General features: G+C 63.4%; 15 protein-coding genes. 6 read left to right on the forward strand and 9 right to left on the reverse strand.

What is annotated here, in order from left to right; translation table 11 throughout:
- Positions 1-70: 70 nt before the first annotated feature.
- On the reverse strand, positions 71-985 hold the full coding sequence (locus tag O7A70_RS07465; RefSeq protein WP_337139802.1) for a LysR family transcriptional regulator: 915 nt from the start codon (positions 983-985) through the stop codon (positions 71-73).
- 118 nt (positions 986-1,103) lie between these two features.
- Here O7A70_RS07465 and O7A70_RS07470 point away from each other — a divergent pair, with 118 nt between their 5' ends.
- Positions 1,104-2,126, forward strand: a complete 1,023-nt coding sequence (locus tag O7A70_RS07470; protein ID WP_337139803.1) for a zinc-dependent alcohol dehydrogenase family protein — start codon at positions 1,104-1,106, stop codon at positions 2,124-2,126.
- A 39-nt stretch (positions 2,127-2,165) separates the two neighbouring features.
- Here the strand turns inward: O7A70_RS07470 and O7A70_RS07475 are convergent, their stop codons facing one another.
- Positions 2,166-3,002 carry a helix-turn-helix transcriptional regulator gene (locus O7A70_RS07475; protein WP_337139804.1) on the reverse strand — a complete coding sequence of 279 codons (837 nt, stop codon included), beginning with the start codon at positions 3,000-3,002 and terminating at the stop codon, positions 2,166-2,168.
- 161 nt (positions 3,003-3,163) lie between these two features.
- On the opposite strand from O7A70_RS07475, the gene O7A70_RS07480 reads away from it, so the two are divergent.
- Positions 3,164-3,526: a hypothetical protein gene (locus O7A70_RS07480; protein ID WP_337139805.1), complete on the forward strand. Its 363-nt coding sequence runs from the start codon at positions 3,164-3,166 to the stop codon at positions 3,524-3,526.
- Between the two features lie 30 nt (positions 3,527-3,556).
- Complete coding sequence (locus O7A70_RS07485; protein WP_337139806.1) at positions 3,557-3,892, forward strand: putative quinol monooxygenase; 336 nt, start codon at positions 3,557-3,559, stop codon at positions 3,890-3,892.
- A 5-nt stretch (positions 3,893-3,897) separates the two neighbouring features.
- Here the strand turns inward: O7A70_RS07485 and O7A70_RS07490 are convergent, their stop codons facing one another.
- The 4 genes from O7A70_RS07490 to O7A70_RS07505 form a co-directional block, all read right to left on the reverse strand.
- Positions 3,898-4,605 (reverse strand): LssY C-terminal domain-containing protein, encoded by a 708-nt coding sequence (locus O7A70_RS07490; protein ID WP_337139807.1) that lies wholly within the window; start codon positions 4,603-4,605, stop codon positions 3,898-3,900.
- A 135-nt stretch (positions 4,606-4,740) separates the two neighbouring features.
- The gene (locus O7A70_RS07495; RefSeq protein WP_337139808.1) at positions 4,741-5,544 is read right to left on the reverse strand and encodes an extensin-like domain-containing protein; all 804 of its coding nucleotides are present in this window, start codon (positions 5,542-5,544) and stop codon (positions 4,741-4,743) included.
- A 105-nt stretch (positions 5,545-5,649) separates the two neighbouring features.
- A complete protein-coding gene (locus O7A70_RS07500) occupies positions 5,650-6,597 on the reverse strand; it encodes an extensin-like domain-containing protein (protein WP_442921170.1) in 948 nt (315 codons plus the stop codon).
- 347 nt (positions 6,598-6,944) lie between these two features.
- Positions 6,945-7,370, reverse strand: a complete 426-nt coding sequence (locus O7A70_RS07505) for a DUF3775 domain-containing protein (RefSeq protein WP_027143289.1) — start codon at positions 7,368-7,370, stop codon at positions 6,945-6,947.
- Positions 7,371-7,521: 151 nt separating this feature from the next.
- On the opposite strand from O7A70_RS07505, the gene O7A70_RS07510 reads away from it, so the two are divergent.
- Positions 7,522-8,058, forward strand: a complete 537-nt coding sequence (locus O7A70_RS07510; RefSeq protein WP_337139809.1) for a tetratricopeptide repeat protein — start codon at positions 7,522-7,524, stop codon at positions 8,056-8,058.
- A 266-nt stretch (positions 8,059-8,324) separates the two neighbouring features.
- Positions 8,325-8,798, forward strand: a complete 474-nt coding sequence (greA, locus tag O7A70_RS07515) for a transcription elongation factor GreA (RefSeq protein ID WP_023671981.1) — start codon at positions 8,325-8,327, stop codon at positions 8,796-8,798.
- Positions 8,799-8,936: 138 nt separating this feature from the next.
- Here the strand turns inward: greA and waaC are convergent, their stop codons facing one another.
- From waaC to rfaD, 3 genes are read right to left on the reverse strand one after another with little or no spacing between them, the layout of a single operon-like run.
- Positions 8,937-9,911 (reverse strand): lipopolysaccharide heptosyltransferase I, encoded by a 975-nt coding sequence (waaC, locus tag O7A70_RS07520; RefSeq protein WP_337139810.1) that lies wholly within the window; start codon positions 9,909-9,911, stop codon positions 8,937-8,939.
- On the reverse strand, positions 9,908-10,915 hold the full coding sequence (gene waaF, locus O7A70_RS07525; RefSeq protein WP_337139811.1) for a lipopolysaccharide heptosyltransferase II: 1,008 nt from the start codon (positions 10,913-10,915) through the stop codon (positions 9,908-9,910). The genes waaC and waaF overlap by 4 nt, the downstream gene beginning before the upstream one ends.
- On the reverse strand, positions 10,888-11,838 hold the full coding sequence (rfaD, locus tag O7A70_RS07530; protein WP_337139812.1) for an ADP-glyceromanno-heptose 6-epimerase: 951 nt from the start codon (positions 11,836-11,838) through the stop codon (positions 10,888-10,890). Before rfaD ends, waaF begins: the two co-directional genes overlap by 28 nt.
- A gap of 146 nt (positions 11,839-11,984) precedes the next feature.
- Between rfaD and O7A70_RS07535 the strand changes: the two genes are divergently transcribed.
- Positions 11,985-12,617 carry a LysE family translocator gene (locus O7A70_RS07535; protein WP_337139813.1) on the forward strand — a complete coding sequence of 211 codons (633 nt, stop codon included), beginning with the start codon at positions 11,985-11,987 and terminating at the stop codon, positions 12,615-12,617.
- Positions 12,618-12,637 lie beyond the last annotated feature (20 nt).

Genomic DNA, 12,637 nt, shown 5'->3' on the forward strand with positions numbered 1-12,637 from the left:
TAGCATTGCCGCACGGCATTCGAAAATAGTCGGCCACCATTTTAGAAAGATGACGGCGGATGCGGGGCGATCAGACGGCGTCCCAGGGTGGCGACGAGAAATGCGCGACCAGCGCGTCGACGACGACCCGCACCTTGGGCGTCAAGGCCCGTGTCACCGGCCAGATGGCATGGACGGAAATATTTTCGACCAGCGTGTCCACAAGCACCATTTCGAGCGCGCCGCTCCTGAGGCTTTCCGCCACCAGCCAGGTCGGCAGGAAGGTGATGCCGCAACCGGCAAGGACCGCGCCGAGCATCGGTTCGCCATTGTCGAGCACCAGCCTTGCCCGCGGCGTGAACTTCACGACATGGCCATTGGCCTGCCTGATGCTCCAGGCGTGGGCGACGCCGTTGCGGGTGTAGCCGATCAGGTCATGGCCGGCGAGATCCTCGATCGTCCGTGGCCTGCCGTTTCCGTCGAGATAGGCGGGGGCGGCGCATATCGCCGAACGCTGGGTATAGAGCCGGCGTGCGGCGAGCGACAGGCTGTCGTCGAGGTCGCCCATGCGGATCGCAAGGTCGATGCCTTCCTCGATGAGGTCGACGCGGCGGTCGTTGAAGGAAATCTCCATGGCCAGATCGGGAAATCGCCTGGAAATGTCGAACAGCACGGGAGCCACGCAGCGGTGGCCGAAGGCCGAGGGCAGGTCGACCCGAAGCCGGCCCGAGGGCACCTGCCGGCGCGAGGCAAGCAGCGCCTGGGCGGCTTCGATCTCGGACAGCGCCCTGACGCAGGCTTCATAATAGGACAGGCCTTCACTTGTCGGGCTGAGGCTGCGCGTGGTGCGGTTGAGCAAGCGAATGCCAAGCCGCTGTTCCAACTGCGCGACCGATTTTCCGACCGCCGATTTCGTCACGCGCAGCCGCTCTCCGGCGCCGGTGAAGCTTCCTGCCTCGATCGTTTGAACGAAGGCGACGATGCCTTGCAGATCCGCGGATTCCATCGATCTGTTCCCATTGTAGAAATCTGATCACCAACTCGTTTCCAATTATGGATCATAGAAGCGCTTTTTTCCACAGTGAAACAGCGTAAATATCGCCATGCAATCGGGAGCAGACGCAATGAGCAGCGACATCAACAGATCCTGGCGGATGACCGGGTTCGGCCTGCCCGGGCTGGAATTGGCCGAAGGGAGGGTCCCCGAGCCCGGGCCGCATGACCTGCTGGTGCGGATCAAGGCCATATCGCTGAACTACAAGGACAGGATGATCGTCGATGGCGTGCTGATCCCCGACCTTGGCTTTCCGTTCGTCCCGACATCGGATGCGGTTGGCGAAGTGGTGGCGGTCGGCGGCGATGTCAGCCGTTTCCGGACCGGCCAGCGCGTGCTGGGGCACGTGATTGCCGACTGGCCGGATGGCGATGCGCCGCCGGTGCTGCACAAGCACACGCTGGGATCGTCGCTGCCCGGCACGTTGAGCGACTACCTGCTCCTGCATGAGGATGCCGCTGTGTTGGCGCCGCCATCGCTCAGCGACGCGGAGGCTTCGACGCTGCCGATCGCGGCGCTGACGGCCTGGTTCGCCATGGCAGAGGCGACAAGACCTGTGCCTGGCCAGACCATTCTCATCCAGGGCACGGGCGGCGTCTCCCTGTTTGCGCTGCAATTCGCCCACGCCTTCGGCTTGCGCGCCATCGTCACGTCAAGCAGCGACGGCAAGCTCAAGCAGGCAAAGAGGCTCGGCGCATGGGAAGTGATCAACTATCGCACCAGGCCGGCATGGGACGAGGCGGCGCGCGAGCTGACAGGTGGCGCCGGCGTCAACCATATCCTCGAAATGGTCGGCGGCGACAATGCGCGGCGCTCGCTCGACGCGCTGGCCGCCGACGGCCGACTGTCGATCATCGGCCTCCTGGGCAGCATGGAGCTCAGCTTTCCGATCGTGCCCTTCCTGCGCAACCGGATTGTCGTGCAAGGCATTTCGATCGGCCACCGCCGCGCCTTCGAACGGATGAACCAGGCGATCGAGGCGCTGGCGATCAAGCCGGTCGTCGACAAGATCTTTGGGTTCGACGAGGTGCCGCGGGCCTTCGAGCATCTCGAGAAGGGGCCGTTCGGCAAGATCGTCATCACCACGACCTGACTTTTTGCGATCGGCTCCACGGACTGGCGAAGCCGGCAGTTAGCCGGCTCTTTGGGAAAGAGTGCTGTTGGCAAGCCCTGCCGCGGTCTCATCGACCATTGCCTTGACGATCGCGACAGTCTGCTCGTCGGCCGGGAAAAGCATCTCCATCGTCAGCTCAGACAGCGTGACGTCTGTCGGCGTGCCGAAAACCATGTTCGTGTTCAACAAGGAGATACTGCCCAGGCGCGTGGCGATCCGTAGCGGCGTTGCATAGCGTTGCGGTGCATCATGTGCTGCGGGCTCGTCGCTGCCGAGGGGGGCTGGATAGGCCATGATTTCTGCCAGTAGCGAATGAATGACGGGGTCTTGCCTCGCCTCGATCTGCTGCCTCAGAACGGCGACCGTGTGCGCCCGCCATTCGGCGAAGTTGACGATCCGCAACCCCATGCCGAGCGGATGCAGGATAAGGCGTACTGCGTTGATTGGCGGGCGCAGCAGTTCAGGCGAGCAACCCTCGTAGAGCTGCGGGAGCGCGCCATTCGAAAGCACGACATTCCAGTGCCGGTCGATCGCGAAGGCCGGGTAGGGTTTGTGGGCCTGGAGAACCTGGTCGATCGCCTGACGGGCCGACGCGAGTTCCGCCAGCGATCGTTCCTGGAACGAGGGCGCGAAACCCGCTGCGAGCAGCAGTGTGTTGCGGTCTCTTAGCGGCACATCAAGATGTTCCGCTAAGAGAAGAACCATGTCGCGGCTCGGCTGCGATCGTCCTGTCTCCAGGTAGGAGAGATGGCGCGTCGAACTGTCGGCGCTGAGCGCAAGGTCTGCCTGGGTCATGCGCCGCCGCTCTCGCCACCGGCGCAGCAGCACTCCAAATGGAAGCGGTTGAGAGGTCATGGACCCATCTTAATACGCCGGGAAACCGTGGGCCATGACCTCGCAGGTCAAACGGCGGGGTTCGCAACATTCGCTTTTTGACCTGACGGGTCATCGATTTCGGGCTGGGCCGGGCGCCATATTTGCCGCGTCGAAAGCGAAGACCGCCGAAGGAGCATGTCATGGACAAAGTACAGCAACTTGCCGACCGCTATGTGGCTGTCTGGAACGAAACCGATGACGAACGCCGCCGCCAGGCGATCGCCGATCTCTGGGCGCCTGAGGGAGAGCACTATGTCGGCACGCAGGAAGTGCGCGGCTATGCGGCGCTCGAAAAGCGGATAGTCGACTCGCATACGAAGTGGGTCCGGAATGGCGGTTACCGCTTCCGGGCGGCGAAGGATATTCGCGCTCTGCACGATGTCGTCACCTTCCACTGGGAAATGGTGCCCAGGAACGGCGAAAACATTGCAGCGATCGGGCTCGAGTTCCTGGTCGTCGACAAGGAGAACCGTATTCTGACGGACTACCAGTTCCCGCTCTAACCAAGTCCTTGCGTAAGACAGGGCCGAACCGTGGCGATCACATACACCATCCAATTCCAGGTCGTGCCGGAGCGGCGCGGCGAATTTCTGGCTCTGCTGGAAGGAGTGCTCGATGCCATGCGGGCAGAGCCGATGTTCCACGAGGCTGTCCTTCATCGGGATCCGGCCTCGGAAAACCGGTTCATGCTCTACGAGACATGGGAAAGCCACGAGGACGTCCTGACCGTCCAACTGCATCGGCCCTACCGTCGCGCCTGGCATGAGGCGCTCGCCTCCGTGCTTGAGAAAGACCGGGAAATCGCGATCTGGGAACCCATGCGCTCGGACCGGAAAGCCGGCCTGGTGGATGGTCGGGGAGGAACCTAACCCTTTCAGCGCCCTAGTCCCAGTACACCGATTACCGCCATTCCGTCGGTGAAATACGGATCGCCGCCGCCATTCCTCCCACTTTTCGTGGCGCCGATCCCCGGCATCTCGCTGGTCGAGGTCAGGAGGCCGGCGGCATTGAGATCGCCGATCACAAAGTCGCGTTCGGCATCGAGGTCCGGACCGATATGATGGGTGATGGCGCCCGTGTCGTGGCTCAAGCCGACGCCGCGATCGAAGCTGGCGGCGCCCAGCCAGAGTGGCCTTCCGTCGTCGCCGACCGTATCCGTCCGCCAGAAGCGGACATGGTGGCGCCGGTCGGCACTGTCGCCGACCGGCTTTTCGAAAGCGAGTTGCTGGGCGCGGCCCTCGAACAGCAGGCGGCTCATCGGCGCGTCGGGATAGGGCCGGGAAAACAGGACGCTTTCGCCGATGTCGATGGCGGTCCTCAAGGTGACGGCGTCGGCGGTGTCCCAGCCGGCGACGGCGAAAGCGTGCACCAGCTCCTTCTCCGTGCCGACCAGGCCGATATTGATGGGGTCGCCGGGAATGCCTTGCGGCGTGTGGGTGACCATCTCGAAGCGCTGGTTGCGAAAGCCGCGATCGCGGTATGTCCAGAATTCCGGCGCGGCGACATAGGCGAGCGCCACATACCCGGCCAATAAGGCCGGTATCCAGATCGCAATGCGTCGCCGAAGACTTCTGTGGGTCATCTACTCACTGTCTCGTTGCGGCCACCATGCCTTCGTCATCCTAGGGTCTACGCTGCGTCGCTACGCTCCTTGCTCCGCCCTAGGATGACGAAGCATGGGTTCCGGCTAAACTCCATCGTCTTTGATTGCCGTGCTCTACCGGCAGGCGCGATAACCGTTCTTGCGGTTCTTGATGTCGAAGTGGAAATGGTTGCGGTGATCGTAATTGTAGCCGGGGCCGAGCACGGTGGTGAAATACTGGCAGCCGTCGGCGCGCACATTGTTGAGGAAGCCCCGGGTGCGGAAGGCGAACAGCCCGGGCTTGCGCACGTCGATGTCGTCGCCATTGTTGAGTTCGATGCTCATGACGTCGAGTGCGTTGCCCTTGCCGTGCTCCGACAGCACGCCTTCACCGGCAATGTTGCGGCAGGAATAGCTGGAGCCCTGGTGGATGGTCCTGACGCCGGAGAAGTAGCGCCAGCGGGCGGAGGGAACGAGTTCGTTCTTCGTCCAGGCGGCGAAGGTGGCGGCCATGTCGCAGGTCAGCGTCGCCGCGGGTTTCATCTGGATGCCGCCGATGGCCGAGACCTTGACCGGATAGTCGATGCCGCACTGGCCCTCGTGGATCGGTGCCAGGTCGGTGTAGGCGACATCGAGGCGCTTCAGCTGCTGGCGGCAATCGGCTTCGCTGGCTGGGATCTGCTCGACCGGCGACATCGGCTCATCCATCCGCGGATAGGCGGCCTGCGTCATATAGGGATTGGACGGAACAAGCTTCTGCATGCCCGTATATTGCGGCACGGCCGCGGTCTGCGAGCCGACATCGACGGCAGGCTGCAACGACAGCACGCTGCCGGTGTTGCAGGCCGAAACCGCGGCCAGTGCAAGGCTGGCGGCCAGCAACACAGCAGGTTTCAATTGGCGTGCGGCGAGGAAAACGGCGCGAAATGTGCCGGCCATTGGCGGAATCCCAATTCTGGATATCCGGCATTTTAACGATCAAGGGTAAAGAAAAACTCAGCGCCCGCGTTCACGCCTGCGGCTGAAATGCGGCGGAGGTTCCGCTCACTGGCAAAACGTACCGCCATGCCGGCGCGGTTCGAGATCGAAATGAAAATGCAGCGCGTGGTCGGCGTCGGCGCCGGGGCCGAGTACGGTCTTGAACGGGCCGCAGGCGGCCTTGCGCACCGCGTCGAGGAATTTGCCGTCCTTCTCGGGCGGTGCCGGGCCAACCTCGATCGTCTTGCCGTCGGCAAGCGTAAAGCTGGCAATGTCGAGCGCGTTGCCGAAAGCATGTTCCGACAGTTTGCGCGTGCCGTTACGCGGCCGGCAGATGAAGGCCGACGCCTGGCCGATCGATTTCAGGTCGGCGCCGAATTCGGCTTTCGCCGCCGGCTGGATGACGTCGGCGGCAAAACGCGCCGCCGCCTCGGCCATCGGGCAGTTGAGTTCGGTGCCGGGGGCAATCGCGATCGACTTGCCGAGCGTCTTCAGCACGATCGGGTAAGGGATCGAGCAGCCGATTTCGGGGTTGCTCTCGGCTTTGTGCTCCTCGAATTCGACGCCGAGCGTCTTCAGGCGCTCGCGGCAGGCGACTTCCTCCGCCGGCATCTTGTCGGCGGGAAGATCGGCCGAGCGTGGATCGGGCAACATCTTCTCCTCGTCGGCCGCATCGGCCGGTTTTGGCGTCGGCTGAGGGGCGACGGCCGGCGGCTGAGGCTCGGGCGTCGTGGTGCCCGGCTTTGGCGTCGGTATTGGCACCACGGCTGGCGGCTCTGGCTCGCTTTCCGTTTCGGCTGGTGGAGGTGTCTGGCTTTTCCGATGGGCCTCTTCGTCCTTGAGCAGATCGGGGTCCTTGAGCAGACCGGGGTCTTTGAGCAGATCGGGGTCTTTGAGCAGATCGGGGTCCTTGAGCAGATCGGGCGCTTCGCCGTTCTTTGGGCCTCCAGCGTTCCGGTCTTGCGTCTTTGGAGCGTCGACCTTTGGAGTGTCCGCCGGACGTGGCTCGGGCACCGGAACATCGGCGGATGGCTGGGCATCCTGCGTTTTCCGCGGTGCTGGATTTGGCGCCGGATGCTGCCTGGCCCGCGCTCTCGACTGCCGCTTGCCTCGCGGGTTCAGCGGCTGATCGGCCCGCTGTGTCAGCGGCTGCTCCACGCGCGGGCTTAGCGGCCTGTGATGTTTGTGACGATGTTTGGCCTCGGCCGGCATGACCAGCAGAGCCGTGACGGCCATCGCCGATGCAATCATCCTGGATCTACGGGAAGAGCTCAGCTTTGCCATCACCCACGAAACGGCGCCGGTCGGCTGAAGTTGCCTGGACAGGCGCTTCGACCCGATCACAATCGGTTACCTCCGCGTTACGCGCCGATCGCTTCCAGTCCCTCTTCCAGCAAGTCGGCGAGCAGCGGCATGCCGAGCAGGTATTTCGCCGTGCGCTTGTTGGCCCGCTCTCGCGCCGCCGCCACCGCGTCGGCCCATTCCGAGGCGTCGTAGTCGCCGCGGCCGACCCAGGCCAGCGCGATCAGCTCGGCCGCCTCGTCGATATTGAGGTCGTTGATCAGCTCGCGCAGCTCTTCCTCGGTGAGGTTTTCCGAGCTTTCCTCGGCAAGGCCGTCATGGTGGTGGTTGTCATGCCTGTCGCCGTCGAACTCGACCTCGTGTTCGGCGCCGCCGGCATAGTCCTCATTGACGGCCGCGCTCAGCGCCTTGGCCTTGAGAATGAACAGCCGCACGGTGTCGGGGCCGATCGTGAGATCCCAGTCTTTGTCAAGCCGCCGCTGCACGGGCCCTCTCCGTGGATCAGTCTCATTCGAGGGCGATGATACCGGATTTGCGGCATCCGTCACCTCATGTTCTCCAGACGGGCTTTTTCCGGGATGAAACGCGGACCGCTCGGCGTTAGTGTTGCATTGTCACACCCTCAGGAGGTTTTCCATGCATAAAAGAATGCTGATCCAGGCAGCCGCCGCGCTTGTCGCCGTGCAGTTCCTTGCCGTTCCGGTGTTTGCGGCCGGTAGCGGTGGCGGTAACGACCAGACCGTCACCCAATGCAAAAAGGGTGAAGTCTGGGACAAGAAGAAGCAGAAATGCGTGGCGCCCAAGGAAGGCATGCTGGACGACGACAGCATCTATGATGCGGGCCATGCGCTGGCGATGGCCGGCCGCTATGACGAGGCGATCTCGGTCCTCGTTCTTGCCGCCAACAAGCAGGATCCGCGCATCCTCAACTATCTCGGCTACTCGCACCGCCATTCCGGCCGCGTCACCGTCGGCCTCGGCTATTACGAGGAAGCGCTGCGGATCGACCCGAATTACACGCTGGTGCGCGAATATCTCGGCGAGGCGCATCTGCAGATCGGCGACCTGGCCGGCGCCCAGCAGCAGCTGACGGAGATCGAAAAGCGCACCGGCAAGGGTTCGCGCGAATACGGCATGCTGGCCGAGCAGATCGAACATTTCATGAGAAGCTGATCGGGCTTCATGGTTTCGAAACGGCCGCGAGCAATCGCGGCCGTTTTTTGTTCGCTCCATCCCACAGCCACCTTCGCTGACAAAAGAAGGGATGATTTTTGCAAAACCGATTTTTGAGCGTGAAAAGCCCGCAAAGATTGCTATATTCAGGGAAATTGCGGTGAAACGGTTCCGTTAGCCCGAGGCTGCCGGACCGTTTTCTTTTTATACCCAACGACAAGGCTTCCCCCGAAACGCGGGGGCGGCGGCAGGAAAGGTCAGGCACTATGAACAAGGTCCCGATGACAGGCGAGGGGTTCGCGTCATTGAAGGAAGAACTGCGCTGGCGCCAGCAGGAAGAGCGGCCGCGCATCATCGAGGCGATCTCCGAGGCGCGCTCGCATGGCGACCTGTCCGAAAATGCCGAATACCATGCCGCGAAAGAGGCGCAGAGCCTCAATGAGGGCCGCGTCAACGAGCTCGAGGATTATATCGCGCGCGCCGAGGTGATCGACGTCACCAAACTCAGCGGCGACAAGGTCAAGTTCGGCGCCACCGTCGTGCTGGTCGACGAGGACACCGAGGAGAAGAAGACCTACCAGATCGTCGGCGACCAGGAAGCCGACGTGAAATCGGGCCGCATCTCGATCTCCTCGCCCATCGCCCGCGCGCTCATCGGCAAGGAAGTCGGCGACGCCATCGAGGTCAATGCGCCTGGTGGCGCACGCGGGTACGAGATCGTCCAGGTGCAGTTTATTTAGGACCCTTGATAATTCTACTCTGGCGGCCAACTAGCCCGGTTTTCTGCGCTTCCGGTGCTCAGGTACTTTAAAGTACGCTCCGCTCCGGTTCTCGAAGAACCACGCTATTTGACTCGCCAGAGCGAATTCTGAAAGGTCCTAAGCCGGCGCTTGTAATTTCAGTGCCAACAGTTTCTCCGCCTCAGCCACAACCTCGGTCGGCGTCACGCCCCCGCCGGCTGGCGCCAGCAAAGTCGACGCATAAGGCCCACGCGGCCCGGTCAAGCCCGGCTCAGTCGCCAAAAACACCGCGACCGTCGGCAAGCCGAAAGCGCTGGCGAGATGGGTCAATCCCGTATCGGCGCCGATGACCAGTGTCGAGCGCCCGAGGATGGCCGCGATGTTGGCCAGCGGCGATTTCGGCACCACGACCGTGGATGGCACGGCCTTGGCGATCGCCTCGGCCACCGTCTTCTCACGCTCGTTCGACCAGGTGGTGACCGGCGTCATGCCGCGCTCGACCAGCAGGCGGGCTGTTCCGATCCAGTCCTCGACCGGCCATTTCTTGTCCTCGCGGCTGGTGCCGTGCAGCAGGAAGGCGGTTTTGCCGTCGATGCTGGCCAGACTGCCGGAGGGTGGCACAATGCCGGAGTCGAGGGTCGATAAATCGGGCTGATAGCCAAGCGCCAACCCGAACAGCCGCCGTGTCCGCTCGATGGCGTGCAGGTCGCGCGGCACGGCGTGGGTGATGTCGTAGAACAGCGTCGCCGAGGGTTCGCGCGCACTCGACCGGTTGAAGCCGGCAATCGGCGCACGCGCCTGGCGCGCCACCAGGGCCGACTTCAGCAAGCCTTGCGCATCGATGACGAGGTCATACCGGCAGGCGCGCAAAGCACGGCGCAAGGCCGCCGCCTCGCGCCAGGTGTTCGTGTCGAAAAGGGTCTTTCGCCAGCGCCTTATCGCCACCTTGTGGATGGTGCCGATCGCCGGATGCAGTGCGACGATGCCGGCAAAGGCCTCCTCCACGCACCAGTCGAAAGCGATATCGGGCCGTGCGCGGCTGGCATCCTCGAGTGCCGGAAAGGTGTGGATGACGTCGCCCATCGACGATGTCTTGACGATCAGCACCTTCATGCCGCGGCCGGAAGTTCCAGCAGCCGGTCGGCCGCCGCGGCGACCTGCCGGACTTCCAATGTCTTCAGGCAGTTAAGGTGGCCGAGCGGACAGATTTTCCGGTGGCAGGGCGAACAGGACAGGCCGAGCCAGACCAGTTCGCGTCGCTCCGCCAGCGGCGGCGTATTTTCAGGCGAGGTCGAGCCATAGACGGCAACGATCGGGGTGCCGACGGCGGCCGCGACATGCATCAGCCCGCTATCATTGGAGACCGCGAGCCTTGCCGCCGCGATCAGGTCGATGGCGTCCTCCAGCCGTGTCTGGCCGGCGAGGTCGACGACACCGGGGGCAAGGGCGGCGATCTCCGCCGTCACGTCGCGGTCGTTCTTCGAACCGAACAGGGCGACCTTCAAGCCTTTGCCCATGAATTCGCGGGCAAGGCCGGCATAGCTTTCACTTGGCCAGCGCTTGGCCGGACCAAACTCGGCGCCGGGCATGAGGGCCACGAATTCCCGCTGCGCAAGACCGAAACGGTCGAGCAGGGCGGCTTGGTTTTTTGGATCCACGGTCAGCCGGGGCGCGCGGAAACTGCCGCCCTGGGCGAGCCCGAAATAAGCCTGAGCGGTGCGCCGTTTCACGGCATCGGGCAATGGCACGATATCGGTCAGCAGGCCGTAGCGCATTTCCCGAAGGTGGCCGAAACGACGCGGAATGCGGGCAAAGAACGGGATCAGCGCCGACTTCCAGCTGCCCGGCAGGACGTAGGCCATGTCGTAGCGGCCGCGCAGCAGGCGGCCGAAGCGGCGGCGATGGCTGAATTCGAGCGCGCCGGGCTGCAGCGGAAAGTCGATCTGCTGGCGGATTTCGGGCATGCGCTTGACCAGTGGTGCCGCCCAGGCGGGCGCCAGCACATCGATCGCGGCGTCGGGATGGCGTTCCTTCAGCGCCGAGAACAGGCACTGCGCCATCACCATATCGCCCACCCAGCGTGGGCCGATCACGAGGATCGTTGGGCTTTCAGCCATTCGACATAGTCTCTGACGCCGGTTTCTACTGTGCGGAATTGCCCGTTATAGCCGGCTGCGCGCAAGCGGGACATATCAGCCTGGGTAAAACTCTGGTAGCTGCCCTTGAGATGGTCGGGGAAGGGGATGAACTCGATCTCGCCCTTGCCCAGCGTGTCGATAACCGTTTCGGCGATGGCGCGGAACGGCTGGGCGTGCCCGGTGCCGCAGTTGAAGATGCCGCTCGCGCCGCGCTTCCACAGCCACAGATTGACGTCGGCGACATCGCCGACATGGATGAAGTCGCGGCTCTGTTCGCCGGGTCCGAAGCCGTCATGGGCACCGAACAGCTTCGGATTTTCACCGCGCTCGACCTGGTTGAACAGATGGAAGGCGACCGAGGCCATGGCCCCTTTGTGCGCTTCGCGCGGGCCATAGACATTGAAGTAGCGCAGCCCCGCGACCTGCGAATGATCGCTGTCGAACACCGTGCGCCTGACATAGTCGTCGAAGAGTTTCTTGGAATAGGCATAGACGTTGAGCGGCCGCTCGAGCGCAGCCTCCTCGCGAAATTCGGTGCCGCCACCATAGACCGAAGCGGAGGAGGCGTAGAGGAAGGGCACGCGCAGCGCCTGGCAGCCATGCAGCAGCCGTTTCGAATAGGCGTAATTCACCTCCATCATGAACTTGCCGTTCCACTCGGTGGTGGTCGAACAGGCGCCCTGATGGAACACTGCCTCGATGCGGCCGAGCGAGCCGGCCTCCATGCGGGCCAGGAAATCGTCCTTGTCGAGATAGTCAGCTATCGTCAAATCGGCCAAGTTGGCGATCTTGTGACCGTCGGTGAGGTCGTCGACGACGAGGATGTCGTCATGGCCTTCCGCATTGAGCGCGGCGACGATGTTGGAGCCGATCATGCCGGCGCCGCCCGTGACGATGATCATGAAGGCCTCTGGTTGCTTGCGATTCCGGCCCTTATAAGGGAGGCTGGCCGGGCTGTCGACAAAGCAGGTGATTGCGCCACAGTGGCGCCGCAAAGCTTCCACTCAGTTGGCGCCTGCTGGGGCTGACCCACGACAAGGGGACAAAAATGCCGTCGACCGAACTGCTGATCGCGTTTTTCGCCACCACGGCGATCTTCGCCTACATTCCGGGTCCCGCCATGCTCTACGCCGCCGCGCAGACGATGGCGCGTGGGCGTTGGTCGGGGCTGACGGCGGCACTCGGCATCCATCTCGGCGGCTATGTGCATGTCTTCGCCGCCGCCGCCGGCTTGTCCGTGCTGTTCCACGCCGTGCCGCCGCTCTACGTGGCGGTCAAGCTGGTCGGCGCGCTTTACCTCATCTGGCTCGGCATTTCGCTGTTTCGCAAGCGCGTAGAGGGCGACGTGGCGCTGCCGGCGATCGAGCGCAAATCGGCCCGCCGGGCGTTTTTCGAGAGCATCACCGTCGAGGTGCTCAACCCCAAGACCGCGATCTTCTTCATGGCATTCCTGCCGCAGTTCATCGATGCCTCGGCTACCTTGCCGGTCTGGCTGCAATTCGTCGTGCTGGGTACGATCGTCAACCTGATGTTCTCCTCGGCCGACATCGTCTGCGTGTTCCTGGCCGGCCTCGTGATCGGACGGCTGCGGCGTTCGAGCCGGGCGCAGCGCCTGATGCGGCGGGCCGGCGGCGCGGTACTGGTCGGGCTCGGCGTCCACGTCGCCCTGCAGAAAACCTGACCTGTCCGGGTTTGCCTCTG

The organism is Mesorhizobium sp. Cs1299R1N1, from assembly GCF_037179655.1.
Taxonomy (GTDB): Bacteria; Pseudomonadota; Alphaproteobacteria; order Rhizobiales; family Rhizobiaceae; genus Mesorhizobium; species Mesorhizobium salmacidum.

Coding starts and splice junctions, on each gene's coding strand:
- waaF (WP_337139811.1), bottom strand. CDS start 10,915: ATGGCTGAAAGCCCAACGATCCTCGTGATCGGCCCACGCTGGGTGGGC.
- greA (WP_023671981.1), top strand. CDS start 8,325: ATGAACAAGGTCCCGATGACAGGCGAGGGGTTCGCGTCATTGAAGGAA.
- O7A70_RS07470 (WP_337139803.1), top strand. CDS start 1,104: ATGAGCAGCGACATCAACAGATCCTGGCGGATGACCGGGTTCGGCCTG.
- rfaD (WP_337139812.1), bottom strand. CDS start 11,838: ATGATCATCGTCACGGGCGGCGCCGGCATGATCGGCTCCAACATCGTC.
- O7A70_RS07480 (WP_337139805.1), top strand. CDS start 3,164: ATGGACAAAGTACAGCAACTTGCCGACCGCTATGTGGCTGTCTGGAAC.
- O7A70_RS07465 (WP_337139802.1), bottom strand. CDS start 985: ATGGAATCCGCGGATCTGCAAGGCATCGTCGCCTTCGTTCAAACGATC.
- O7A70_RS07475 (WP_337139804.1), bottom strand. CDS start 3,002: ATGACCTCTCAACCGCTTCCATTTGGAGTGCTGCTGCGCCGGTGGCGA.
- O7A70_RS07495 (WP_337139808.1), bottom strand. CDS start 5,544: ATGGCCGGCACATTTCGCGCCGTTTTCCTCGCCGCACGCCAATTGAAA.
- O7A70_RS07535 (WP_337139813.1), top strand. CDS start 11,985: ATGCCGTCGACCGAACTGCTGATCGCGTTTTTCGCCACCACGGCGATC.
- waaC (WP_337139810.1), bottom strand. CDS start 9,911: ATGAAGGTGCTGATCGTCAAGACATCGTCGATGGGCGACGTCATCCAC.
- O7A70_RS07490 (WP_337139807.1), bottom strand. CDS start 4,605: ATGACCCACAGAAGTCTTCGGCGACGCATTGCGATCTGGATACCGGCC.
- O7A70_RS07510 (WP_337139809.1), top strand. CDS start 7,522: ATGCATAAAAGAATGCTGATCCAGGCAGCCGCCGCGCTTGTCGCCGTG.